This is a genomic window from Catenulispora sp. MAP12-49 (genome assembly GCF_041262705.1).
Lineage (GTDB): Bacteria > Actinomycetota > Actinomycetes > Streptomycetales > Catenulisporaceae > Catenulispora.
Window position 1 is genome coordinate 104,059 of sequence record NZ_JBGCCP010000007.1, and the last position, 22,987, is coordinate 127,045.

General features: G+C 70.2%; 17 protein-coding genes. 13 read left to right on the plus strand and 4 right to left on the minus strand.

Going from position 1 to position 22,987, the window contains the following annotated elements:
* Positions 1-46: 46 nt before the first annotated feature.
* Together ABIA35_RS15950 and ABIA35_RS15955 are read left to right on the plus strand one after the other, a co-directional pair.
* Entirely contained in the window at positions 47-634 is a 588-nt protein-coding gene (locus ABIA35_RS15950; protein WP_370339477.1) for a TetR/AcrR family transcriptional regulator, read from the plus strand.
* Positions 631-1,605 (plus strand): ribonuclease Z, encoded by a 975-nt coding sequence (locus ABIA35_RS15955; protein ID WP_370358375.1) that lies wholly within the window; start codon positions 631-633, stop codon positions 1,603-1,605. The genes ABIA35_RS15950 and ABIA35_RS15955 overlap by 4 nt, the downstream gene beginning before the upstream one ends.
* A gap of 12 nt (positions 1,606-1,617) precedes the next feature.
* Here ABIA35_RS15955 and ABIA35_RS15960 read toward each other — a convergent pair whose 3' ends face one another.
* Complete coding sequence (locus ABIA35_RS15960) at positions 1,618-2,454, minus strand: alkaline phosphatase family protein (protein WP_370339473.1); 837 nt, start codon at positions 2,452-2,454, stop codon at positions 1,618-1,620.
* Positions 2,455-2,476: 22 nt separating this feature from the next.
* Positions 2,477-3,757 (minus strand): MFS transporter, encoded by a 1,281-nt coding sequence (locus tag ABIA35_RS15965; RefSeq protein WP_370339471.1) that lies wholly within the window; start codon positions 3,755-3,757, stop codon positions 2,477-2,479.
* Between the two features lie 261 nt (positions 3,758-4,018).
* Here ABIA35_RS15965 and ABIA35_RS15970 point away from each other — a divergent pair, with 261 nt between their 5' ends.
* From ABIA35_RS15970 to ABIA35_RS15985, 4 genes are all read left to right on the plus strand, one after another.
* Positions 4,019-4,924 carry an alpha/beta fold hydrolase gene (locus ABIA35_RS15970; protein WP_370358376.1) on the plus strand — a complete coding sequence of 302 codons (906 nt, stop codon included), beginning with the start codon at positions 4,019-4,021 and terminating at the stop codon, positions 4,922-4,924.
* A gap of 73 nt (positions 4,925-4,997) precedes the next feature.
* Positions 4,998-5,993 carry a DMT family transporter gene (locus ABIA35_RS15975; RefSeq protein WP_370339467.1) on the plus strand — a complete coding sequence of 332 codons (996 nt, stop codon included), beginning with the start codon at positions 4,998-5,000 and terminating at the stop codon, positions 5,991-5,993.
* A 28-nt stretch (positions 5,994-6,021) separates the two neighbouring features.
* A complete protein-coding gene (locus ABIA35_RS15980) occupies positions 6,022-6,765 on the plus strand; it encodes a PspA/IM30 family protein (protein ID WP_370339465.1) in 744 nt (247 codons plus the stop codon).
* Between the two features lie 178 nt (positions 6,766-6,943).
* Positions 6,944-7,105 carry a hypothetical protein gene (locus ABIA35_RS15985; protein WP_370358377.1) on the plus strand — a complete coding sequence of 54 codons (162 nt, stop codon included), beginning with the start codon at positions 6,944-6,946 and terminating at the stop codon, positions 7,103-7,105.
* Positions 7,106-7,209: 104 nt separating this feature from the next.
* Here ABIA35_RS15985 and ABIA35_RS15990 read toward each other — a convergent pair whose 3' ends face one another.
* Positions 7,210-9,354 (minus strand): hypothetical protein, encoded by a 2,145-nt coding sequence (locus ABIA35_RS15990; protein ID WP_370358378.1) that lies wholly within the window; start codon positions 9,352-9,354, stop codon positions 7,210-7,212.
* 137 nt (positions 9,355-9,491) lie between these two features.
* Here ABIA35_RS15990 and ABIA35_RS15995 point away from each other — a divergent pair, with 137 nt between their 5' ends.
* The 3 genes from ABIA35_RS15995 (at position 9,492) to ABIA35_RS16005 (ending at position 14,634) form a co-directional block, all read left to right on the plus strand.
* Positions 9,492-10,523 carry a LacI family DNA-binding transcriptional regulator gene (locus ABIA35_RS15995; protein WP_370358379.1) on the plus strand — a complete coding sequence of 344 codons (1,032 nt, stop codon included), beginning with the start codon at positions 9,492-9,494 and terminating at the stop codon, positions 10,521-10,523.
* Positions 10,524-10,554: 31 nt separating this feature from the next.
* Entirely contained in the window at positions 10,555-13,554 is a 3,000-nt protein-coding gene (locus ABIA35_RS16000; RefSeq protein WP_370358466.1) for a glycoside hydrolase family 2 TIM barrel-domain containing protein, read from the plus strand.
* A gap of 63 nt (positions 13,555-13,617) precedes the next feature.
* Positions 13,618-14,634 carry a LacI family DNA-binding transcriptional regulator gene (locus ABIA35_RS16005; RefSeq protein ID WP_370339457.1) on the plus strand — a complete coding sequence of 339 codons (1,017 nt, stop codon included), beginning with the start codon at positions 13,618-13,620 and terminating at the stop codon, positions 14,632-14,634.
* A 40-nt stretch (positions 14,635-14,674) separates the two neighbouring features.
* Here ABIA35_RS16005 and ABIA35_RS16010 read toward each other — a convergent pair whose 3' ends face one another.
* Positions 14,675-15,595: an SMP-30/gluconolactonase/LRE family protein gene (locus ABIA35_RS16010; RefSeq protein ID WP_370358380.1), complete on the minus strand. Its 921-nt coding sequence runs from the start codon at positions 15,593-15,595 to the stop codon at positions 14,675-14,677.
* Between the two features lie 22 nt (positions 15,596-15,617).
* Between ABIA35_RS16010 and ABIA35_RS16015 the strand changes: the two genes are divergently transcribed.
* From ABIA35_RS16015 to ABIA35_RS16030, 4 genes are read left to right on the plus strand one after another with little or no spacing between them, the layout of a single operon-like run.
* Positions 15,618-17,423 (plus strand): glycoside hydrolase family 36 protein, encoded by a 1,806-nt coding sequence (locus ABIA35_RS16015; RefSeq protein WP_370358381.1) that lies wholly within the window; start codon positions 15,618-15,620, stop codon positions 17,421-17,423.
* Positions 17,424-17,460: 37 nt separating this feature from the next.
* Complete coding sequence (locus tag ABIA35_RS16020; RefSeq protein WP_370358382.1) at positions 17,461-20,337, plus strand: hypothetical protein; 2,877 nt, start codon at positions 17,461-17,463, stop codon at positions 20,335-20,337.
* Positions 20,334-21,587 (plus strand): enolase C-terminal domain-like protein, encoded by a 1,254-nt coding sequence (locus ABIA35_RS16025; RefSeq protein WP_370358383.1) that lies wholly within the window; start codon positions 20,334-20,336, stop codon positions 21,585-21,587. Before ABIA35_RS16020 ends, ABIA35_RS16025 begins: the two co-directional genes overlap by 4 nt.
* Before the next feature lie 39 nt (positions 21,588-21,626).
* Positions 21,627-22,982, plus strand: coding sequence for an ABC transporter substrate-binding protein (locus ABIA35_RS16030; protein ID WP_370358384.1), 1,356 nt, complete (start codon positions 21,627-21,629; stop codon positions 22,980-22,982).
* Positions 22,983-22,987: the final 5 nt, after the last annotated feature.

A 22,987-nucleotide genomic window follows, 5' to 3' on the forward strand; every position in this document is an offset into this window, starting at 1 on the left:
GATTCAAGAGTATGCGGACCTCGGTCCGTTTGTCTAGAATGGATTCATGCCCGACCCTTCTCGGCCCGATCTGCCCCTCGCCGATGATCCGCCGCGCGAGCGTGCCGATGCCGCGCGCAACAGAGCCCTGGTGCTCCAGGCCGCGTGGCGTCTGTACACGCATGGCGGTGTCGAGGCGCTCACCACCGATGCGGTGGCGCAGGAGGCGGGTGTCGGCAAGGGGACCGTCTACCGTCGGTTCCGGGACAAGAGCGGGCTGGTGGCCGCGCTGCTGGATGACAAGGAGAAGAAGCTCCAGCTCGCGATGATCGCGGGTCCCGCGCCGCTGGGGCCGGATGCCACGCACGGCGAGCGCCGTGTGGCCTTCGTCCACGCCTATCTCGACTACCTGCAGGCGCATCTGGATCTGCTGCTCGCCTCGGAGACCGCGGCGCCGGGGGCCCGCTATCGGCTGGGCGTCTACCAGTTCTGGAAGACGCACCTGACCATGCTGTTCACCGAGGACCGGGATCCGGAGTTCCGTGCGTACACCGTTCTGGCGCTCCTGGATGCGAGTCTGGTCAGCCACCTTCTCGCGGACGGCTGGTCGTGGGACCGCGTCCGCGCCGGAGTCGAACAGGAGGCGCGCCGATGATGCGCGAGCTGGTCATCCTGGGTACCGCCTCGCAGGTGCCGACGCGCCACCGCTCCCACAACGCCTACTTCCTCCGCTTCGACGAGCAGGGTTTCCTGTTCGATCCCGGCGAGGGCGCGCAGCGTCAGATGCAGTTCGCGGGCCTGTCGGTCAGTGAGATCACCCGCCTGTGCATCACGCACTTCCACGGCGACCACGCCCTGGGGCTGCCCGGCATCCTGCAGCGCATGTCGCTGGACGACGTGCCGCACGAAGTGGTCTGCCACTTCCCCGGCGAGCACGAGGAGTACTTCGAGCACCTGCGTTTCGCGACGCCGCACCACGCGCGCGCGAAGATCGCGACGCAGCCCGCGACCGGCCCGCGCTCCTATCTCCTGGGCGGCGGTCTGACCCTCAGCGTCGCCCCGCTCGACCACGGCATCCCCTGCCAGGGCTACCGCGTCGACGAGGCCGACGGCGTCAGGATGCTGCCGCGCAAGCTCGCGGCGGCCGGGATCAAGGGCCCGGACATCTCGCGGCTGCGGGCCGTGGGCCGGCTCGGCGACGTCACGCTGGCCGATGTCAGCGTCCCCAAGCCCGGCCAGAGCTTCGCCTTCCTGATGGACACCCGCCGCTGCCCCGGCGCCGAGCAGCTGGCCGCCGGCGTGGACCTGCTCGTCGTCGAGGCCACGTTCCTGGACTCCGAGCAGGAGCAGGCCGGCCAGTTCGGCCACCTCACCGCCCGGCAGGCCGCGCGCCTGGCGGCCGACGCGGGCGTGCGCGAGCTGGTGCTGACGCACTTCTCGCAGCGCTACCCGGTCGACGAGGCGCCGGCCCGCTACCTGGCCGAGGCCGCCGAGGAGTTCGAGGGTCCGATCCACATCGCCGAGGACCTGATGCGGATCCCGTTCCCGAAGCGGGTGGAGGCCGCCGAGGTGCAGGAGGCCGAAGTTCAGGACGCCAAAGTGCAGGAGGCTGAAGCAGCCTCCTGACCCCGGCCCGCGTCACACCGCCGCGAAGGGCTTCCCCTCCAAGGGAAGCCCGGCCATCTCCTCGCTGAGCCCGATCGCCTCATACACGTGGGCCGCGACGTCCACATGCCGCAGCGTCCCCATCTCGGCCCCCGCCGCGATGCCCGGCCCGCTGGCGGCGATCCACGCCGTGCGCTCCACCTCGCTGTCGCCGCCGTGGCCGCCCTCGTCGACGTGGCCGTGGTCCGTCACCACGATGACGGTCCACCGCTCCTGGGCATAGCCCGGCCGCGAACGCACCGTCGCCACCAGCCGCCCGAGCCGCGCGTCGGCACGCTCCACCGCCGCGCGGTACTCGTCCCCGACACCGAGTTCGTGTCCGGTCTCGTCCACGTCGCCCAGGTACACGAAGGCCACGTCGTAGTCCGCCGCCAGCAGTTCGCGCTCCGCGTCCACCGTCGCCGCCTCGTCGCCGCGGTCGCAGTCCAGGCCGTAGGACGTGAACGTCACCCGGTCCGGCGCCGCGAACAGCGGTCCGCCGCACGCCGCCGTCGCCAGCGGCTCCCAGCTCCCGACCGACAGGTACGTCCGCTTGCCCGCCAGCGAGGACAGCGTCAGGAAGTCCGGGTGGTCCGCGAGCCGGTGCCCGGTGAACACGTTGTGCATGATGCCGTGCTTCGCCGCCGACACGCCGGTCGCGACCGTCGCCCAGCACGGCCCGGACCACGTCGGCGTGGCGTCGTCGATGCGCACCGGCGCCAGGAACCCGGCGGCCGCGACCGCGTCGAGGTGCGGGGTGGAGACGGCGCGCAGCACGTCCAGACGCACCCCGTCGATGCCGATCACGAGGACCCGTGAAGGTGAAGTCATTGGTACCGATCTACCTGTTTCTCTAGCGAACGCCGCGAATCCTGTTGATACACACGGCACCGGCGACCGAAGCGACGGCCGAGGCCCAGAACAGTGCAGCGTACCCGCCCGCGAACTTGATGAGCAGAGCCGCGATCGGCGGCACCAGCGCGAACGGGATGATGGTCATCAAGTTCGCGAACCCCATGTCGCGTCCCCGGTCGGCGCCGGAGGGCAGGGTCTGCGTGACCAGCGCGCCGTCCACGCTCAGGTAGACCCCGTATCCGAGCCCGAGCACGGCGCCCGCGGCGAGCATCATCCCCCAGGTCTGGTGCACCGCGAGCATCGCCGCCGCGACCGCCATCACCGCCGATCCGGCCGCCACCAAGGGCTTTCGCCGCCCCCAGCGGTCCGACAGCCAGCCGGCGATCACGACCAGCGCGACCGTGGAGACGCTGTTCACCGCGACCACGATCAGCAGGTGGCTGTCGTTGCTCTTGTCCGCCGCCGTGTTCTTGAACCCGAGGACGTCGTCCAGGAAGTACGGCGTGTAGAGCGTCCCGAGGCCGTAGCCGAGCACCATCAGGAACCGCGTCGCCAACGCCCAGCCGAAGTCGGGGTACTGCCGCACCTGGATGCGGTAGTTGGCCAGATAGGCCTGGAAACTGAAGGGTTCCCGCCGTTCCCGCGGCAGCTTCGGATCCCCGACGCGCCACGCGAACAACACCACGAACACCATCAGCGAGGCCAGCGCCGCGTACTGCCCGACGTACCCCTTCGACAGCGAGACCAGCACCCCGCCGATGATCAGCGCGGCGGCCTGCGGCACCCCGCCCCAGCCGAGCACCACGCCGCGCTGCCCGGAGGGCACCTGGTCCGGGACGATCGTGACCATGCCGGCCGCCAGCGCGGCCACGAACACCGTCTGCAGCAGGTAGCCCAGACCGACGCCCCATATCGAGTTCTGCGTCCCGCTGAAGACCAACGCCGCCGCGGCCGCGACACCGCCGAGCGCGATCCACGGCCGCCGCCGCCCGAACCGCGAGACCGTCCGGTCCGACAGCATCCCGAACAGCGGGCCGAGGAACAGGATCGACAGCGTGCCGATCGTGTTCACCCACGCGAAGTCCGCGACATGCCCGGCCGGGTCGATGTCCTTGATCTGCTGCGGCACCGTGAACGTGCTGGGCACCTGGCTGGCCACCTGCCAGCCGAGCCCCGCGAACACGAACCCGGTGATCCAGGGCGCCCGCACCTTCTCCGTGGGCTCCGCGTCGAACGGAGAGGACGTGGTGCCCGGGCCGTGCGAAGTCTCTATGGACAAGGCGCGCTCCAGATATGTGAAGCATCTTCATGTTCTCGGGAGGCTCATCGTAGGCGTGCGCGAGTCATCCAACAAGAGGCGGCGCGGCGGGGCCGGGTGTGAGTTGCCGACCGCATGGCCATCGCGCAGCTCACCGCTGAGGACGCGGTGCCGGCTGCACGGGCCCAACGAGCGGTTTCTGGTGTCTGAACTGCGGAATTCCGTGCTCGCCGAGGCTGCGTTCTTCGAAGTCCATGCGAACGAATATGCCAAGATTTCTTCATGACCTTCACCGCGGTGGATCACATTGCGACGCCTGTCCTCGACATCGCCTATGAGCACGCAGGAGATCCGACGGGGATTCCCGTTGTCCTGCTCCACGGCTTCCCTTACGACGTCCGCGCCTATGACAAGGTCGCCGCGGAATTGGTGGCGGTGGGCGGTTACTCCGTATACGCGCCGTATCTGAGGGGCTTCGGAAAGACGCGCTTCCAGTCCGAGACCGATCTGCGCTCCGGGCAGCAAGGCGCCATCGGCCAGGATCTGCTCGATTTCATCGACGCGCTGGGGCTGGACCGGCCGATCGTCGGCGGCTACGACTGGGGCGGCCGGGCGGCGTGCATCGTCGCGGCGCTGTGGCCGGGACGGGTGCGCGGGCTGGTCACGGTCGACGGGTACAACATCCAGGACATCGCGCACTCCGGCGAGCCGTCGAAGCCGGAGTGGGAGGCGACGTACTGGTATCAGTACTACTTCCACAGCGATCGCGGGCGGCGCGGGCTTGAGCGGAACCGCGAGGAGCTGTGCGAGCTGTTGTGGCGGACGTGGTCGCCGACGTGGACGGCGGCCTCGGCCGAGTTCGCGGCGAGCGCGCCGAGCCTGCACAACCCCGACTTCGTCGGGGTGGTCGTGCACTCCTACCGGCACCGGTTCGGCCTGGCGGAAGGCGATCCGCGGTACCGGGCGATCGAGGAACGGCTCGCTTTCGGTACCGAGATCGGGGTGCCGACCGTGGTGTTGGAGAGCGGGGCGGACGGCGTCGGCGGGCCGGGGTTCGCCGAGTCCGGGGACCGGGAGCTGTTCACCGGCCGGTTCGAGTACCGCAAGGTGGACGGGGTCGGGCACAACCTGCCGCAGGAGGCGCCGGGGGCGTTCGCCGAGGCGGTTCATCTGCTGGGCTCGGAGTAGCCCTCATCACGACTCGGCTTCGAGTCGTGGACGTCAAGGACGGATAGCACCAGGGCCTATTACCATCAGCGAGGTGACCAGCACCGCTTCCGTCAACCGCACCACTGCCGGCGTCCTGTTCGGCGTGACCTCCTCGGTGGCCTTCGGGGCCGGCGGCCCGTTCGCCAAAGCCCTGATCGCGGCCGGGTTCAGTCCGATGCAGGCGGTGTGGGTGCGCCTGGTCGGGACGGTCGTGGTGCTGGTGGCGCTGTGCCTGGTGCTCCGCCGGCCGGGACAGCTGGCGACGATGCGCCGGCACAAGTGGCCGATCGTGGTCTACGGACTGGTGGCGGTCGCGGCGTGCCAGGCGCTGTACTTCGTGGCGGCCTCGCGGCTGCCGGTCGGGATCGCGATCCTGCTGGAGTTCACCGGGCCGGTGTTGGTGGTCGGGTGGGAGAAGCTGGTGCGGCACGCGCACGTGTCGCGGGAGTCCGCGATCGGCGTCTTGGTGGCGATGGCCGGGCTGGCGGTCGTGGTGCAGATCTGGTCCGGCGTGCACCTGGACGCGGTCGGCCTGGCGGCGGGCCTGGGCGCCGGCGCCGGGAACGCGACGTACTTCCTGCTGATCGACCGCCTCGCCGGCGCGGTCGACCCGCTGACGCTCACCACCGGCGGCATGACGGTCGGCATGGTGCTGCTGACGCCGCTGGCCGCGCCGTGGTCCGCGCCCTGGCACATCCTCGGGCACTCGGTGCCGCTGGGCTCGCACCACCTGCCGGGCTGGACGCTGGCCGCGTTCATCGTGCTGATCAGCACGATCCTGTCCTACCTCACCGGCGCCGCAGCGGTCCAGCGGCTGAACGCCCCGGTCGCGGCCGGCCTGGCGTACGTCGAGCCGGCCTCGGCGACCGTCGTGGCCTGGCTCACCCTCGGCGAGCGCCTGACGCCCACTCAGATCACCGGCGGCGCCATCGTGCTGGCCGGAGCCTTCCTGGCCCAGCGCGGAATCGGGCACACCACCGTTACCGAAGCGGATTCCGCCCGGTCTATCCTGGGAACCACGGTCACCACGGAAGCGTTGATCCCATGAAACGGATCGAAGGGGGCGGGGTGCGTCCATGAGCGGCGTCATGAAGCGGATGAAGCTGGTCGTCGAGGCCAAGGCCAACGCGGCCCTTGAACGCCGCGAGAATCCGGTCGAACAACTCGACCTGTCCTACGAGAAGCAGCTGGAGCTGCTGCAGAAGGTGCGCCGCGGTGTCGCGGAGGTGGCGACCAGCCGCAAGCGCCTGGAAATCCAGCTCAAGGGGCTCCAAGCCGACTACGACAAGCGCGGCGAGCAGGCCAAGCGCGCCCTGGAGGTCGGCCGCGAGGACCTGGCCCGCGAGGCCCTGGTCCGCCGCGCCCCGGTCCAGCAGCAGATCGAGGACATGACGCAGCAGTACAACGCGCTGCAGGCCGAGGAAGACAAGCTGGTCCGCGCCTCCCAGAGTCTCCAGCAGAAGGTCGACGCCTTCCGCACCAAGAAGGAGACCATCAAGGCCACCTACGCCGCGGCGCAGGCGACGACCCAGATCGGCGAGGCCTTCAGCGGCATCTCCGAGGAGATGGGCGACGTCAACATGGCCATCGAGCGCGCCGAGAACAAGACGGCGCAGCTCCAGGCCCGCGGCGCCGCCCTGGACGAACTGGTCGCCTCCGGCGTCCTGGACGACCCCACCGGCTACGGCAAGGACGACATCACCCGCGAACTGGAAGCCCTGTCCGCGGGCCCCGGCGTGGAGAACGAGATGGCGCGCCTGCGCAACGAGATCGCCGACGGCGAGGCCCGCAAGCAGATCGGCCCGGGCGCCGGCGCCTGACGCGCGGTAGGGCTGTAGGGAACGAGCGCGCGCGGCGCGGCAGGCCGGGGACGGCTTGCCGCGCCGCGCGCGTTGCACTTATTGCTTTGTCCTCGCCGGCCGGATACCGACGGGATCCGCGAGGCTATGGGTCCCCCCTTCATCGGGGTAGGCGACGACAACCGTGATCGTGCCATCAGTGCCCGCGGGCAAGATCTCGTACGAGATCCCGCCGAGGTCGGTGGGCGGGCTCGGTTCGTCGAAAGCCTTCTTCAGCCTCATGTCGTCGCCCATCGCCGCGTCGCCGATCGTGCCCGTCGAATTCGTCCCGAGCCTGCCCGATGCCTCAGGCGACACATGAACTGCCAGCTGGCAGCTACTTGGGTAGAGCCGGCGCGGCAGGTGCGCGCGGATCTGTGTTCCGTGCCGAACGCAACGTCACCGTGCCGGTGACAGCCACCGCCATCACGGCTTCCAGCTGTACACCAGAATCTTGTTCTTCAGATCGTCCTCGACCGTCACGTGATACGTCCCGTCCGCCCCCACCGCGGCGTTCAGCCCGTACGGGATGTCCACCCAGCCCGTCGGGCCGTACGCCGAGGGCGGTCCGACGATCGCGCTCGGCTGCCAGGTGCCGACCGCAGATCCGTCGGCGGCCTTGTACACCCACACCTGGCCGCGGGTGGCGATGCCGCAGACGAAGATGTACTCGCCGGCCGGCTGCCAGCTCACCGGGGTCGTGGCCACCGGTTGGACGGTCTCGTCCCAGGGCAGCAGGGTCTGCCAGGTCGGGGTGGCCGTGGCCGGGTTGAGGGTGCTCCACTTGTCGTAGCGGGCCAGGACCTTGCCGCACTCCTTCCAGTGCGCGTTCTCGAAGGGCTGCGCGGCGGTGTATCCGGACACGTACATCACGTCCGTGGCCACGTCGTAGTACAGGCGCCGGACCGGTTTGAACGGCGCCGGCAGTGCGATCGTGACCATGCTGGTGTAGGTGTAGATCGGGTTGCCCTGGCCGTCGAAGCCCTGCAGCGGGTAGCGGCGCAGGTCGCGGTCGCCGCCCTCCCAGACGTCGCCCTTGTCGTCGACGAACCAGACCCAGCAGTTGCTCGGCGAGCTCGCTCCGGTGCCGGGGACCGTGTACTCGTCGGCGGTGAAGGCACCGTCGCCGTTGGAGTCGCGCCAGATCCACTCGCCGGCGGCGGGTTGGAAGGGGGGCCAGCCCGGGTAGTCGGTGAAGTGCGCCTTGAAGATCGCGGCGGAGGGCTTGGCGATCTCGCCCTCCATCTTGTGGATCACCAGCTCGCCGCTGTACATGCCGGTCGTGTACATGTACAGGTCGCCGTTCAGGCGGCGCATGAACGCCGAGGTCGTGTGGTGGTGGTGCCCGAACATGAACAGCCGCGGGTCCTGCGGGTACTTCACCGAGTCCAGGGTGTAGCCGAGCCAGGTCGAGTCGCTGCCCGGGGCCTTGCCGTAGTCCATGCGGTAGTGCGCGTGCGGACTGTAGACGTCCAGTGCCTTGGACGCCGGGTCGAAGTCCCCTGACGTCACGAACTCCTGCCCGACCAGCTGCCACACCAGGTCCCCGGCCGGGTTGTACTTGCGCAGCCAGGTGCCGAACTCGTTCATCGCGACGTACACGTTGCCCGCCGAGTCGCCGCCGACGCCCGAGATGCCCCACAGCTTGCCCGCCGCCGGCTGCCCCGGCGTCCCGGCGCCGATGCCGCCGGGCTGGCCGAGGCTCTTGGCCAGGGTCGGCTTCGGCGAGGCGAGCCCGGTATAGGTGTGTACCTGCCGCAGCGGGCCGTTGTCGCCGACCAGCAGGTTGCCGTTGACGTCGACGGCCAGCGAGGTCGGGATCCAGGTGGCGGCCGGCCCGGAAATGGTGCCCGGCAAAGCGGTTCCCGTGTTCGTGAACCCCAGGACCTTCGCCGGCCCGGGCGCGGTCACGTGCCAGAAGTGCCCGTCGTCGGTGTCGCGGGTGACACCGGAGACCACCCAGACGTCGCCGCTCTTCGGATCGATCGTGACGGCGCCGGGCTGGTTCACGGCCCAGGTCCGGACGATCGCGCCGGTCGTGGCGTCGAACACGATGACCCGGTTCTGCACCCGGTCGGTGGCGATCACCTGCGTGTCCGTCGCGGCGGCCGCGGCCGGCGGGCTCCCCACCGCGAACGTCACCGTGCCCGCGACGCCCGCAAGCGAGAACGCCGTCAAGCCGTTGCCGACCGTCAGGAACGCGTTCTTGCTGTTCACCGCCACCGCATCGCCGTTCGCGCTGTGGCTGTTCCCGACGAGCTTGCCGTCCTTGTAGATCCCCGCCTCGTCGCCGCCCTCGTCCCAGAAACTGTTGGTGTAGACGGTGCCGTCGGCGGTGACGGCGATGTTGAACAGGAAGTCCTGCATCCATTGGGTCGCGCCGGCGTACGTGTTCCCCACCCACGAGGTCGTGACGTTCAGCGTGGGAAAGGTGGTGGCAGACGCCTCCTGTATCGAAGCCGAAGCAGTAGCCGTCTCACCGAGCAGAGCCGCGGCGGCCCCGCTTGCGATCACGGCGCCGGCGCTGCTCACAATGAGCTGCCGACGCGTCATTCCCGTTGTCTCCTCCATGCCAAGCTCCCTAGAACGGCTGTAAAGTGAGCGTTCACTTGAGGGCAATGAGGAAGCTAGGTACGACGAACCACACTGTCAACAGCCGGCGAGTGCCAGTCTGTAAAGTGAGCGTTCATTCCCGGGGAGGGTGAGGGATGCCAGGACGGCCGACCATGCGCAGCGTCGCCGAGCACGCAGGGGTCTCGCACCAGACGGTTTCCCGCGTGGTGAACGGCGATCCGACCGTCACCGACGCGGTCCGCGAGCGCGTCGTCGCCGCCATGACCGAACTCGGCTACCGGCCCAGCGCCGGCGGCCGCGCCATGGCCCGCGGCCGCACCGAGGTGGTCGGCATGGTGATCCCGCACGACCCGGGCTTCGCCTTCGCGAACGACCACCTGATCCGCATGATGACCGGCGCGGAGCAGGAACTGGCCGCCCGCGGCTACGGCATGCTGCTGTCCACCCGCGAGACCTCCAAGGATCCGGCCTCCGCCTACCGCCGCTTCGACCGCCGCCGTCTGGTCGACGGCCTGATCGTCGAGGGCGGGGGCGGGACGGCGGCGCTGCCGCACCTGGTGGAGCTGGGCTACCCGGTCGTGGTGATCGGCTACACCGAAGACGACCTCCCCATGGTGCACCCCGACGACGAAGGCGGCGCCTACGCGGTCACCCAGCACCTGCTTGCCCTCGGCCACCGCCGTATCGGCGTGGTCAACGGCCCGCCGGAGAGCCGGCTGGCGATGGACGCGCGCCTTCGCGGCGTCCACCGCGCCTTCCGCGACGCGCGCATAGAACCCGGCCCGAACCTGATCGTCCACGGGGACTTCACCTTCGAATCCGGGTACGCCGCCGCGCAGCACCTGATGGGACCGCCCGATCCGCCGACCGCGATCTTCGCCTTCAACGACGCCATGGCCCTGGGCGTCCTGCGTCGGCTGCGGGAGAACGGCCGGAACGTGCCCGGCGACGTCTCGGTCGCAGGGTTCGACGACACGTCCGCCGCGGTCCTCGGCGAGACTCCGCTGACCAGCGTCGCGCTGCAAAGCGTGGACCTGGGACGGCGCGCCGCGCAGATCCTGCTGGATCTGCTCGACGGCAACACCACGCACAACGACGAGACCATCATGGCCGGCCGGCTCATGGTGCGCGCGTCCACGGCCCCGCCACCGGCCGCCATCATCTGATCCCGGATCTTAAGGATGTGCCAACTTGACCATGGAGACCACCAACCAGCTGTTCGCCTACGTCGAGGACCGCTCCCCCGGCACCGGCCGCGCAGCGCCGCGTGCGGCGTTCGCCTCCGACGCCGCGGTGCTCGGGCTCGACGGACGGTGGCGGTTCCGGCTGGCCGCCGGGCTGCATGACACCACCCAGGACTTCCAGGCCCCGGACTTCGACGACGCGCGCTGGGACGAGATCGCCGTCCCGTCGTGCTGGCAGATGGACGGCGTGCCCGGCGAGCCGCGGTACGGCGCGCCGGCGTACACGAACGTCACCTACCCGATCCCGCTGAACCCGCCGCACGTCCCGCGCGAGAACCCGACCGGCGAGTACCGCTATGCCTTCGACGTCCCCGGCGACTTCCCCGCCGACGGCTCCCGGCTGCGCTTCGAGGGCGTCGACTCGTGCTTCGCGGTCTGGCTGAACGGCACGCTGCTCGGCGACGGCAAGGGCTCGCGGCTGCCCACCGAGTTCGACGTCTCGGCCGCGCTGGAACCGGGACGGCGCAACGTGATCGCGGTCCGGGTCCACCAGTGGTCGGCCGGCACCTACCTGGAAGACCAGGACATGTGGTGGCTGTCCGGCATCTTCCGGTCGGCGGCGATCCTGGAGCGGCCTCGCGACGGGATCTCGGACTTCTTCGTCCACGCCGACTACGACCCGGCCACCGGCCAGGGCACGCTCCGCGTCGACGTCACCGGCAGCGCCCGCCTCACCATCGGCGAGCTCGGCATCACCGACGCCGACCCGGCCGGGCCGTTCGTCATCGCGCACGTGGAACCGTGGAGCGACGAGCGGCCGCGCCTGTACACCGGCGAGCTGGTCAGCGCCGGCGAGCGCGTCCCGGTCCGGATCGGCTTCCGCCGCGTCGAGACCGCCGACGGCGTCCTGCTGGCCAACGGCAAGCCGCTGAAGTTCCGCGGCGTGAACCGCCACGAGTGGCACCCGCTGACCGGCCGCACCCTGAGCCCCGAGACGATGCTCGAGGACGTGCTGCTGATGAAGCGGCACAACATCAACGCCGTCCGCACCTCGCACTACCCGCCGGACTCCCGCTTCCTGGACCTGTGCGACGAATACGGGCTCTGGGTCGTCGACGAGTGCGACCTGGAGACCCACGGCTTCGCCCTGGCCGGCTGGCGCGACAACCCGGTCGCCGACCCGGCGTGGCGCGAGGCGCTGCTGGACCGCGCCGAGCGCATGGTCGAGCGGGACAAGAACCACCCGAGCGTGGTGATCTGGTCGCTGGGCAACGAGTGCGACAGCGGCGAGAACCTGGCCGCGATGGCCGCGTGGATCCGGGAGCGCGACCCCGAGCGGCTGATCCACTACGAGGGCGACCGGGACGCCTCCTACGTCGACCTGTACTCGCGGATGTACTCGAACTACGACCACGTGGCCGCCATCGGCGTGTATCAGGAGCCGACGACGTCCGATCCGGCCGTGGACGCGCACCGGCGCTCGCTGCCCTTCGTCCTGTGCGAGTTCGCGCACGCGATGGGCAACGGCCCCGGCGGCCTGCTGGAGTACCGCGACCTGTTCGAGGCCCATCCGCGGCTGGCCGGCGGCTTCGTCTGGGAGTGGATCGACCACGGCATCGCGCAGGGCTCGCACCACGCCTACGGCGGCGACTTCGGCGAGCGGGTGCACGACGGCAACTTCGTCGCCGACGGCCTGCTGTTCCCGGACCGCACGCCCTCGCCGGGCCTGCTGGAGTACGCAAAGCTCTGCGAACCGGTCCGCGTCGAGGGCGACACCATCCGCAACCTGCACCACAGCCGGGACACCGGATATCTGCGCTGGAGCTGGCGGCTGGAGATCGACGGCGACCTCATCGCGCAGGACGAGCTCGCCGTTCCGCCGATCCCGCCGGGCGCTGCCTTCCGCTTCCGGTACCCCGAGGAGCTGACCAAGGCCGCCGACGCGGCCGGCCCCGGCGAGCGCTGGCTGACCCTGGAGGCGGGACTGGCCGCCGACGAGCCCTGGGCCCCGGCCGGGCACCGCGTCGCCTGGGGCCAGATCGAGCTGGAGGACGCACCGGTCACCGACGCCGATCCGCTGGTGGACCAGGCCGTCGCGCTGGCCGCCGACGCGCTGCTGAACGCCACTTCCGCCGGCGGCACCACGATCGACCGCGGCGACGCGGCGGCCGACTACCTGACGCCGCAACGCCTCGGCGACACCGTCACCCTCGGCGCGGCCACCTTCGATTCCTCCTCCGGGGAGCTGCTGGGCCTGGCCGGACTGGCGGTCGAGGGCTTCGCGCTGGACCTGTGGCGCGCCCCGATCGACAACGAGCGCTGGTCCTCCTTCACCGCGCCGCCGCTGCTCGACGACTGGCGCAAGGCGGGCCTGGACCGGTTGGTGCACAACGTGCTCGCGGTGGAGTCCGAGCCCGACGCGTTCACCGTCACCACCCGCGTCGGGCCCGCCGGCCGGGACCACCACCTCGACGTCGTCTACGTCTGGTCGGCGACCGACGCCCGGCTGAGCCTGACCGTCCACACCTCGCCGAACCGCCCCTGGCCGTGCCCGCTCCCCCGGTTCGGGGTCTCCTTCCGCCTGCCCGGCGATCTGGACACCGTGAGCTGGTACGGGCTCGGGCCCGGCGAGGCCTACCGGGACAGCCGGTCGGCGGTGCGCGTGGGCCGCTATCAGAGCTCTGTCTCCGATCTGCAGACGCCCTACCTGTTCCCGCAGGAGAACGGCAACCGGCACCAGGTCCGCAGGGCCTCGCTCACCCGGCCCGACGGCAGCGGCCTGCTGCTGTCCGGCGCCCCGCACTTCGACCTCGCGGTGCGTCCGTGGAGCACCGGCACGCTGGAGGCGGCGCGCCACCCCGACGAGCTCGAACCCTCCGGACAGGTGCACGTCCATGTGGACCACGCACACCACGGCGTCGGAAGTGCGTCGTGCGGCCACCCCCTGCAGCCCCGCCATCGCCTCGAAGCCACGGAGGCGAGCTTCACCTTCACCCTGGAGGCGCTACAGTAGCGGCACAAGACAACGTAGGCACCGGTCCCGGCGCCGTGTCGCCGGAAGGAGCCGGACCGCAGGATGAGCACGCCCAGCGCCGGTGGCGATATACGCCGCCCGACCATGGCGGACGTGGCGCGGATCGCGGGCGTCAGCCTGAAGACGGTCTCGCGCGTGGTCAACAACGTCCCCACCGTCGACCCCCAGCTGGTCGGCAAGGTGAACGCCGCCGTCGCCGAACTCGGTTTCCGCCGCAACGACATGGCCCGCAACCTGCGGGCCGGCAGCAGTTCGGCGACGGTGGGCCTGCTCATCGAGGACCTGGGGAACCCGTTCTACGCCGGCATCGCCGCGGCGGCGGCGCAGTACGCGCTGGACCGCGACACCCTGCTGATCACGGCGAGCTCGGAGGAGGACGCCGACCGCGAGCGCAAACTGCTGCTGGAGCTGTGCGAGCGGCGGGTGGACGGCCTGCTGGTGGTCCCGGCCGCCGACGCCGACCACGTGTACCTGCGCCCGGAGATCGAGCGCGGCACGCCGATCGTGTTCCTGGACCGGCCGCCGCGCAACCTGCGCGCGGACACGGTCCTGATCGACAACGCGGCCGGGGCCCGGATGGCCATCGAGCACCTGGCCGCCGCCGGGCACACCCGGATCGGCGTGGTCTCGGACTGGCTGAGCATCTCCACGATGGCCGAGCGGCTGGGCGCCGCGGAGAAGGCGTTGGAGCAGGCCGGGCTGCCCTACCGGCCGGACCTGATCAAGTACGGCGTGCACACCGTGGCCGACGCCACCGCGGCGGTGAACGCGATGCTCGACGGCCCCGAGCCGCCGACGGCGGTGTTCGCGCTGAACAACCGGCTGGTCCTGGGCGCGCTCAGCGCGCTGGGCGGCCGCTCGGCGCAGGTGGAGCTGGTGGGCTTCGACGACTTCGAGACCGCCGTGTTCGTGCCCTGGCCGCTGACGGTGGTCTCCTACGACGTGCGCGAGATCGGGCGCATCGGCGCGGAGCTGCTGTTCAACCGGATAGGCGGGGACCGGTCGCGGCCCAAGACCGTGGTCGTGCCGACCGAGTTGGTGGTGCGCAGCGCCGGTTGACCCGGCACGGTGTGAACCGACGCCGCGCCCTCCCATTAAATCAGTCCTCGAATATACTCGCCGGCCGCCCGCGCAGACCGGCGTCCACGGCGAAGACCGAGCCGGCCAGGGGCTCGCGCGCGGCCTCCGTTCCTTCGCGCGCGGACGTCACGAACAAGGTGCCGTCGGGGCCGAAGGCGCAGGAAGACGGCCGCGACACCGGAAAGCGCACAGTGGCCAGCAGCCGTCCGTGCGGATCGTGACGCCGCACCTCGCCGGCGCCCCAGACGGCGAGCCACAGGCAGCCGTCCTCGTCGACGCACAGGCCGTCGGGCAGTCCGCCTTCGACGTGAATCAGTTCGCTGAAGGGCCCGATCGTGCCGTCGCGCACATCGAACGCCGCCCTCAGCACCACCCGCCGCATGCTGTCCGCCAGGTAGAAGACCGCGTCGTCGGGGCTCCAGCCCAGGCCGTTCGGCAGCGTCAGCCCTTCGGCAACGGTTCGGACCCCGCGCTCGGTATCCCAGCAGCGCAGCGCCCCACGGCCGGGTTCGAAGGACACGTGCGTGCTGCCGGCCCAGAATCGGCCCGCTGAGTCGCACTTGGCGTCGTTCATCCGCAACGCCGGATCGGCGAGCACCGGATGCCGGACAGTGAGGGCGCCGTCCGGTCTCAGGGTTCCGAAACCTTCGGCACACGCGGCGACCCAGCCTCCGCTTCGGCGCGGTGCCACCGCGCCGAGACTCATGCCGACGTTCGCGATCTCGGTCGCGGGTCCCGGTTTGCGCAGATCAGCCCGCAAGAGACGGCCCTGCGGGATGTCCACGAACACCAGACGTCCGGCCGCTTCCTCGACCACCGGACCCTCTCCGACTTGAGCATCGCAGGGTACGAATACCTCCGGATCGACCATCGGAATGCGCTTTCCTTTCTCTGCCCGAAACGCTGGACAACGTTGTCTCAGCCTGGCTATGGTCCTCACCAATCCCTCGAAAGGAAAGGTGATGATTCCCCTTCCCGACCCGCGTCGACTGTGGAACGACGGTAGTGCTCTTGAGGTGCACGGTACCGTCGTGACGCGGCTCGCCCCAGGGCCGGGACCGATCGTCGCCGGAGAATCAGAGGGCGGTGTCGTCGAGCTCGCCGGTGGGATTTCGGAGACAACGTTGGTACGTCTCGACGTCCCGCTCGGCGGCGCCGTCGGCTACTGGCACCCGGCCTGCGGCTGGGACCGCCACCTCGCCGCGGACTGGATGACCGGCTGGCGCGCGGTCGGCCTGGCCGACTCGGCCCCGCTGGGGTGTCTGTACGACGCGGACGGCAACGCGATGCTCGCTTTCGCCACCGACCGCGTGGTCGCCACCACCCTGGTGAAGTCCGGTGTCGGCGAGCGCACCGGCCGGTTCGGCGTCTGGCTGGCAATGGACCTGGAGCCCGGCGAGGTCTGCCGGATCCGCATAGCCGAGCCCGGGCGGTCGCACGCCGACGCGCTGCGCGAACTGGCGCGCTGGCAGGCTCCCGGGACACCGCTGCCCGTGCCGGACGCCGGCCGGACCGCGACCTACTCGACGTGGTACTCCTACCACCAAGAGGTGAGCGCGGCGGCGATCGAGGCCGAGGCGAAGCTGGCGGCCGAATCAGGATGCGGACTCCTCATCCTGGACGACGGCTGGCAGCGCGGCGGCACCGGCGGCGGCTACGCCGGGTGCGGCGACTGGGAACCGGAGCCCGAGAAGTTCCCGGACTTCGGCGCGCACGTCGCCGCGGTCCACGAGACCGGCCTGAAGTACATGGCCTGGATCGCCCCGCTGTTGCTCGGCCAGGACAGCGCGGCGCGCGAAGAGCTCGCCGGTTTCGCGCCGCACGCCCGGCCCGAATGGCGCTGCCACGTCCTGGACCCGCGGCACGCACGCGTCCGCGAGTTCGTCGTCGACAGCTGTGCGCGCCTCGTCGAGGCGTACGGCCTGGACGGCCTGAAGATCGATTTCCTGGACTCCGCCTCGGCGTACGCGAGTGGGACGTACGCCGGGGCGGGAAACACCTCCGGCTCGGCCAGCGAAGACTGGATCCCGGACGTCGGCACCGCGATGCGCGTCATGCTGGCCGCTCTGCGCGACCGGCTCCACGCCGCCCGCGGCACCGACTTCCTCATCGAGTTCCGCCAGCCGTACACGGGCCCTGCGATACTCGCCTACGCGAACGTCCTGCGGGCCAGCGACTGTCCGGCCGACGCCGTCGCCAACCGCGTGAAGTCCCTGGACCTGGCGCTGCTCGCCCCGGACGCCGCGATCCACTCCGACATGCTGATGTGGGACGCGAGCGCCACCCCCGAGCAGGCCGCCCGGCAGCTGCTGGCCGTCCTGCACACCGTTCCGCAGATCTCGGTGCGGCTCGCCGATCTGCCCGCCGAGCATCGCGCCATGATCGCCTTCTGGCTCGGTTTCTGGCGGGAGCGCCGCGATCTGCTCACCGGCGGCCGGCTGCGCGCCGGGCGTCCCGACGAGCTGTATCCGGTGGTGACCGCCGCCGACGCCGAGCGCGCCGTGGCGGTCCTGCACAGCGCACAGCATCTGGTCCCGCTCGATCTGCATCATCTGCAAGTGCTGGGCGGGCTCCGCGAGGCCGCCGTGGTCAACGCCACCGCCACCGGCCGCGTCGTCCTCGACCTTCCGCACCAAGCCGACGTGCGCCTGACCGTGTCAGACGCCTGCGGTCGGCCTGTCCGCACGGAGAACACACGCCTCGCCCTCGGGCCGGTCTCCGTCGCGGTTCCCCCCTCCGGCCTGTGCCTCATCACACCTGTCGCATAGGCCTGATACCTGCTCCGTCGTTATGGAGGCCCGAGAAATGTTCCACCCCAACGACTCGATAAGCCGGCGCCGCGCCCTGGGGTACGGCGCGGCCGCGACCGCCGGCGCCGTCGCGGCCGGCGTGATCGGCAGCCCCGATGCCCAGGCCGACGCGATCGCCGCCGACACCACGAGCCCCGCCGCGGTTCGCATCCCTTTGGTGGACGTCAATTTCAGCGACACCACAGGGCTCTACATCGCCGACCCGAACAGCGGCACCGCCGCGGCGGCGCTGGTCGTCACCTTCAACAGCACGGTCGCGATGACCGGCACCATCACCTGGACCCTGACCCGGCGCGGCACCACACAGCTGGGCACCGGCACCTCGCCGTTCAGCGCCCCGGCCGGGTCGCCGGGGGTGGTCACCATCCCGCTCGGCGCGCTGGGCCCGGACCACTATCAGGTGGCGGTCACGGTCACGAAGTCCGACAACAGCGTGCTGATCGGCGACGCCGTCCACGGTCTCGGGGTCATCCGCCAGACGGTCGCCGGCCTGCGCCCGAACTCGGTGTTCGGCCTCGGGATCCGCCCGGAGGGCACCTGGGCGACCAGCCGCCAGATCGCCGCGCGGATGGGCGTGAAGTGGACCCGCGGCATCGTCGCCGTCGAGCCCGACACCGTGGCCCCCTCGCCCGGCGTGTTCTGGGACCAGACCGCGATCGACGCCGCGCGCGCCGAGGTCCAGGACTGGCTGGCCCTCGGGATCACGCCGATCGGCGGCATCAACTACAACATGTCCTGGAACGTGCAGCCGCTGCCCAACGGCACGGTGCCGCTGCCGTACCAGAACCGCCCGAAGGACATGGTCGCCCACTCGCAGATGGTGTACCACAGCATCGCGCCGTTGCAGGACCTGGTGCAGAACTGGGAGCTGTGGAACGAGCCGTGGGTGCACGGCTGGTCCTGGGCCACCGGCACGGCGCAGGACTACCGCGACATGACCAAGCTGATCTGGGACCTGGTCAAGCCGGACTACCCGGACGTGAACCTGATCGGCGGCGGCTCGGTCACCTACAACCGGGACATCGTCTACGCGGTCGGCTCGGACAAGGTCGGCTACATCGACGGCTCGGTGAACCACGCGTACGGCTTCCCGGACGCGACGCAGTACGCGATGACCAAGACGCAGATCAAGCTGGACAAGAAGTACGGCCAGACCCAGGGCCGGGCCGGGCAGTGGCAGACCGAGCTCGGCACCGCCGCCAGCCTGCAGTTCCCGGACTACCCGGTGACCATGCGGCAGTACGGTGTGGCGCGCACGCTGACGCCGAACTACCTGCTGCACATGCTGGCCGGGGCCGAGGAGGACTCGCCGGTCAAGGTGTTCTGGTTCTCGCTGTGCTACGACGCGACCTACTCCGGCGCCGAGTTCAACATGTACGACAACAAGACCAAGAGCCCCGGCGCGGCGATCGTCGCCTACTCCACGATGGCGCGGGTCCTGGAGGACTGCGAGCTGCTCGAGGAGCTCTACCCGACCGCCCGGTCGACCTGGGGCTTCCTGTTCAAGCACACCGACAACAAGGGCCGGGCCGCGATCTACGCCGACCAGCTCTACGACGGCACGATGGAGCACCAGAACGCCGGCTACACCGGCACGCTGACCCTGAACAACGCGCGGCACGTGCGCGTCTACGACTACCTCGGCACGCAGTTGTCCGACGGCGGCAAGTCCACGGTCACGCTGCCGCTGAATCCGTGGGAGGTCCTGTACTTCGACACGGACCTGCGGCCGAACGATCTCAAGGCCCTGCTGACCGAGGGCGCCGTGTTCACCTACGACGAGCCCGTGAAGGTCACGCCGCTGTCGTTCGTGAAGCCGCTCGGCGCGGACAGCACGATCGATCTGCGCGTGGAGAACGTGTCCCCGGCCCCGGTGCACGCGAACGTCACGATCACGCCGCCGGCCGGCTGGACCACGCCGACCGCGACCCGGCCGGTGATGCTGGCGCCGGGCGAGAGCCAGGTCGTGTGCTGGCCGGTGCAGGCGTTCCAGGTCGATCCGGGCAACGAGTACCCGATCGGCTATGACGTCACGATCCCGGGGCGGGACGGCTTCCACCTCAAGGGTTCGCAGACCGTCCAGCTCGCCTACGTCCCGAACCGCTCGATCACCGTGGGCGGCAGCGCGACCCAGTGGAACGGGGTCGTGCCGGTCACGATGTCGAGCACTGTTCTGCTCGCGGGCGTCAGCGACACCAAGACCTACAGCTACCAGACCGCGTGGGACAGCACGAGCCTGTACGTGCGCGCGGTCATCGAGGACGACACCCAGTCCTCGAACCTGGTGTGGGCCTCGGCGCAGGGCCAGTACCTGTTCCCGTTCAGCGCCGACAGCGTCCAGATCGGGTTCGACATCGTCGCCAACCCCGACGACCTGCTGGCCGGCGACCCGCACTACGAGAAGTGCCTGAAGTCGATCTCGCACCTGTTCGTGGCCACGCTGCCGTTCGGCCCCGGCGAACTGCACCGTCAGCTCGCCCCGGGCACGAACTACCAGACCTTCTATCCGACGAACGCTGTGCTTCCGACGCCGCTGGGCCAACTGGACGCGCACGCGAGCACCGGCGCCGACGGCCGCGTGGTCGTCACCCGGGACGACACCACCAAGGTGACGACCTACGAGCTGGCGATCAACTGGAACCAGCTCCCTGAGTTGTACGCGGCCCTCCAGGCGCTGCCGGCCGGCCAGGTCCACGAGACGGTCATGGCGGTCCAGGTCCACGACGGCGGCAAGAACGGCCACGGCACCACCTACTGGACGGCGCAGAACGAGGGAACCGCCTCGGGCTGCTACAACTTCGCCCCGTTCTGGGGGACCGGCGCGCAGTTCACCGGCGGCCGGATCGACACGCGTTGGGGGATCGGCCAGTGAGCTCGCACGAGACCCGGCCGCCGGAACCTCCGTGGCTGGAAGAGTCCTCGGGCGTCCGCATCACCGGCGTCCGGACCATCCTCACCGCGCCGACGGGAACCACCCTGGTCGTGGTGCGCGTGGACACCAACCAGCCAGGTCTCTACGGCCTCGGATGCGCGACCTTCACCCAGCGCGCGAAGGCCGTCGCCACCGTGGTCGACGAATACCTGGCGCCGCAGCTGATCGGCCGCGATCCGGCCGACATCACCGACATCGTCAGCACCCTGCATGTCTCGGGGTACTGGCGCTCCGGTCCCGTCCTGAACAACGCTCTGTCGGGCGTCGACATGGCGTTGTGGGACATCAAGGGCAAGGTCGCCGGGCTCCCGGTGTGGCAGCTGCTCGGTGGCCGCTGCCGCACCGCGGTCCCGCTCTACACCCATGCCGCCGGGGTGGACGCCGAGGAGGTCGCCGACGAAGTCTTGGAATGGATCGAGGCCGGCTATAAGCACGTGCGCTGTCAGGTAGCCGTCCCTGGAGGTAGTACCTACGGTGCGCCGGCTGCCGCTGGATCCGGTGACGCGTGGGACCCCCGCGCGTATCTGCGGACGGTGCGCGGACTGTTCGAGCACCTCCGCAGCGAGGTCGGCTCCGAAGTCGAGCTGATCCATGACGTGCACGAGCGTGTGCACCCCACCGAGGCCGTCCGGCTCGCGAAGGATCTGGAGCAGTACGACCTTTTCTACCTCGAGGATCCGGTCGCCCCGGAAGACCTCGACTGGCTCCGCGCCATCCGGAGCCAGTGCGCGACGCCGATCGCGATCGGCGAGCTGTTCGTCAATCCCGCCGAGTACCGGCCGGTCGTCACCGAACGCCTGTGCGACTTCATCAGGGTCCACATATCGGCGATCGGCGGCCTGACCCCGGCCTGGCGGCTGGCGAACCTCGCCGAGACCTTCGGCGTGCGCACCGCGTGGCACGGCCCCGGCGACGTCTCGCCGATCGGCCACGCCGCCAACCTCGCCCTGGACCTGGCCGGCCCGAACTTCGGGATCCAGGAGCAGCACCTGTTCGCCGAGCAGCACCGGGAGGTCTTCCCGGGCTGTCCGGAGATCCGGGACGGCCACCTGTGGCCGTCGGACGCGCCGGGGCTCGGCGTCGATCTCGACGAAGCCCTGGCCGCGAAGTTCCCGCCGGCCGCCAAGGCCGAGCCCGGACGCGCCTGGCGCCCCCCGCGCCGGGGCGACGGTGCCCTGCAACGCCCGTAGTTCGCTCCCGTCCAGGAATCAGGAAACGGAGACAGCGTCATGAGCATCCGCAGACCGGCAGCGATCGCCCTGGTGGCGGTCGTGGCCGCGACCACCGCGGCCGCGTGTTCCTCCAGCAAGTCCTCCGGCTCGAGCTCCGCCGGGCCCTCCGAGACGCTCACCATCGCCGAGTGGACCAACCCCGGCGCGGTGGACTTCACCAAGGCCCTGAACGCGCAGTTCGAGAAGGCGCACCCGAACATCAAGATCAACTTCCAGAACACCGCGACCGCGAACGGCGCGTGGGGCCAGCTGTCCACCAGCCTGCTCCAGTCCAAGTCGGTGGACGTGCTGGCGCAGTTCGCGCCGACGCAGAAGGCGTTCCCGCCGAGCTTCACCAACATCAAGCCCGGCGGTCCGGCCGCGCTGATCGAGGCCGGCCAGCTGGTCGACCTGAAGGACCAGCCGTTCATGAAGAACTACGACCCGACGGCGCAGCAGGCCGCGGTCGGCTACAACGGCGGCGTGTACGGCGTCATGGCCGCCGAGTACGCCGGGGCCGGGGCGATCTGGTACAAGAAGGACCTGCTCGCCAAGTACAACATGACGGTCCCGACCACGTTCCAGGAGTTCCTGGACGACTGCGCGAAGCTCAAGGCGGCGGGCAAGACGCCGATCTTCCTGGCCGGCAAGGTCGGCATGCAGGGCGGCATCTGGCAGGGCATCGAGAACCAGACCCTGATGGCCGGCAAGCAGCCGACCGACTCCACGCAGGTCTCCTCCGACCGCGCGAACGCGTTCTGGCAGGGCACGCAGAACTGGACCGACCCGGTCTACAAGACCGTCGGCGCCAAGTACCAGCAAGTGATGCAGTACATCGAGCCGGCAGCCGCGGGCGTGGACCAGCAGACCGCGCCGGGCATCTGGGCGGTCAAGACCGATGACTACCCGTTCCTGCTGGACGGCTCCTGGGACTCCGCGACCATCCTGAAGGCCAACCCGAAGCTGAACGCGGGCCTGTTCGTGCTGCCCGGTACCGACAACGCCGCGGACAACCGGGTACCGGTCAAGCCGGACCTGACGTGGGTGGTGCCGACCTCGGCGCCGCACAAGGACCTGGCGATGCAGTGGCTGGCGATGTTCTCCGACCCGGCGAACTACAAGAACTGGCTCAAGGCCACCGGATCGATGTCCACCGAGCCGGCGGTCACCAACACCGACACGCCGTGGATGGACTGGCTGAACCAGCACACGTCCGACTCGTTCGTGCAGCTGACCACGCCGTGGATCCCGCAGGGCGCGTCCAACGACGCCGCGGGGCCGGACTACTACAAGCTCGCGCCGATCGGCACGGACAGCCTGGACACGATTCTGGCCCGCTCGGCGGCGGCCTACACGAAGTCCATCGGCAAGTAGGCACT

What these genes read in the sequence shown, in the direction of transcription:
- ABIA35_RS15950 (WP_370339477.1), top strand. Translation starts at nt 47, where the DNA reads ATGCCCGACCCTTCTCGGCCCGATCTGCCCCTCGCCGATGATCCGCCG.
- ABIA35_RS15955 (WP_370358375.1), top strand. Translation starts at nt 631, where the DNA reads ATGATGCGCGAGCTGGTCATCCTGGGTACCGCCTCGCAGGTGCCGACG.
- ABIA35_RS15960 (WP_370339473.1), bottom strand. Translation starts at nt 2,454, where the DNA reads ATGACTTCACCTTCACGGGTCCTCGTGATCGGCATCGACGGGGTGCGT.
- ABIA35_RS15970 (WP_370358376.1), top strand. Translation starts at nt 4,019, where the DNA reads ATGACCTTCACCGCGGTGGATCACATTGCGACGCCTGTCCTCGACATC.
- ABIA35_RS15980 (WP_370339465.1), top strand. Translation starts at nt 6,022, where the DNA reads ATGAGCGGCGTCATGAAGCGGATGAAGCTGGTCGTCGAGGCCAAGGCC.
- ABIA35_RS15990 (WP_370358378.1), bottom strand. Translation starts at nt 9,354, where the DNA reads ATGGAGGAGACAACGGGAATGACGCGTCGGCAGCTCATTGTGAGCAGC.
- ABIA35_RS15995 (WP_370358379.1), top strand. Translation starts at nt 9,492, where the DNA reads ATGCCAGGACGGCCGACCATGCGCAGCGTCGCCGAGCACGCAGGGGTC.
- ABIA35_RS16000 (WP_370358466.1), top strand. Translation starts at nt 10,555, where the DNA reads ATGGAGACCACCAACCAGCTGTTCGCCTACGTCGAGGACCGCTCCCCC.
- ABIA35_RS16005 (WP_370339457.1), top strand. Translation starts at nt 13,618, where the DNA reads ATGAGCACGCCCAGCGCCGGTGGCGATATACGCCGCCCGACCATGGCG.
- ABIA35_RS16015 (WP_370358381.1), top strand. Translation starts at nt 15,618, where the DNA reads ATGATTCCCCTTCCCGACCCGCGTCGACTGTGGAACGACGGTAGTGCT.
- ABIA35_RS16020 (WP_370358382.1), top strand. Translation starts at nt 17,461, where the DNA reads ATGTTCCACCCCAACGACTCGATAAGCCGGCGCCGCGCCCTGGGGTAC.
- ABIA35_RS16030 (WP_370358384.1), top strand. Translation starts at nt 21,627, where the DNA reads ATGAGCATCCGCAGACCGGCAGCGATCGCCCTGGTGGCGGTCGTGGCC.